Raw genomic sequence first — 1,350 nt, forward strand, 5'->3', positions numbered from 1 at the left:
TGCTGATGCTGGGCATCAGCAAAAGTGGTTTTGGGGCCGGCTTCGGTTCTCTTGCGGTTCCCGTCATGGCGCTGGCCGTCACGGTGCCCCAGGCCGCCGCCATCCTGATGCCTGTCCTGCTGCTGATGGACTTGCTGGGGCTGGCGGCTTTTCGCCGGGACTTCGATGTGAAGTTTCTGAAATTCCTGATCCCTTTTGGTTTGGTGGGAACCGTGGTGGGGGCGCTGTTGTTCAAGGTGCTGGACGCCAGGGTCGTGGCTGGGGTGGTGGGAATATTCACCTTGTTGTTTTTGGCGCAGCGACTGTTGTTCCCGCCCCGGCCCGACAGCCCGCCACCACCCAAGTGGCTGGGCGCCATTCTGACGGTGACCTCGGGCTTCACGAGCTTTGTGTCTCACGCAGGCGGGCCGCCCCTGAGCGCCTATGTGATTCCCATGCGCCTGAGCCCTGTGAAGTTCACGGCCACCATGGCCGCCTTCTTTTTTGTCATCAACCTTTCCAAGTGGATTCCGTATGCCTGGCTGGGCCTGCTTGACCTGCGCAACATGGCGACTTCGCTGGTTTTGCTGCCGCTGGCGCCACTGGGCGTGTGGATAGGCGTGCGCATGGCCCGGAGCATCAGCCCGGTGCTTTTCTACCGTCTGCTGTATGTCGGCATGCTGCTGACCGGGTGCAAGCTGCTTTGGGATGCTTTCCGTTAAAAACGCATGAAGCAGGTAGCGCAGGTTTTGATACCGCCCTGCAATTGCTTTACCGGTATTTCCCTTTCCCGTCTACTGCGGCCTGTGAAACCCGGCGCATCCGCTGGGTTGTTGCGGAGAGCCCGGGAATTTCACCGGCCTCTTCACTGCAAATTTCTGTGAGAATCGCTGGCATGAGAACAAGAAGCGCGCACCGCGGCTAACGCCCCTCATGACCACAGTCGTTTTTGCGGATCTTGTGGGCAGCACCAGCATGTTCGAACGGCTGGGCGATGAAACGGCATCGCACTTCGTGACCCAGCTCATCGGCGTGCTGAGCCAGGTTTTCCAGCAACACCAGGGGCGGGTGGTCAAGTTGCTGGGTGACGGCCTCTTTGTGGTGTTTCCCAACGAAGGTGACGCGCTGTCGGCCTGCATCAGCATCCAGAAACGCCTTCAGGAAAAACCGATCAAGCCGGGCGGCAGCGGCACCCCGGTACAGATGCAGATGGGTATCGAGTCGGGTGAAGTGGTTGAAATCGACGGCGACTGTTTCGGTGACACCGTCAATTCCGCCGCCCGGCTCGCAGACCTTGCGGGTGCCGCCCAGATCCTCACGACCGAAAACGTCTGGACCGCCCTGTTGCCCGCCCAGAGGGCATCCCTGCGC

Annotated in this window: 2 protein-coding genes; both read left to right on the plus strand. The window is 60.6% G+C overall.

Annotation, left to right across the window (positions count from 1 at the left end):
* Positions 1 to 2: 2 nt before the first annotated feature.
* Positions 3 to 701, plus strand: a complete 699-nt coding sequence (locus AC1D1X_RS23430) for a sulfite exporter TauE/SafE family protein (protein WP_477699361.1) — start codon at positions 3 to 5, stop codon at positions 699 to 701.
* 211 nt (positions 702 to 912) lie between these two features.
* The coding region (locus AC1D1X_RS23435; protein WP_477699362.1) for an adenylate/guanylate cyclase domain-containing protein at positions 913 to 1,350 on the plus strand (438 nt) is incomplete at its 3' end.

The sequence above is a fragment of the Polaromonas sp. P1_G4 genome, from assembly GCF_056405475.1.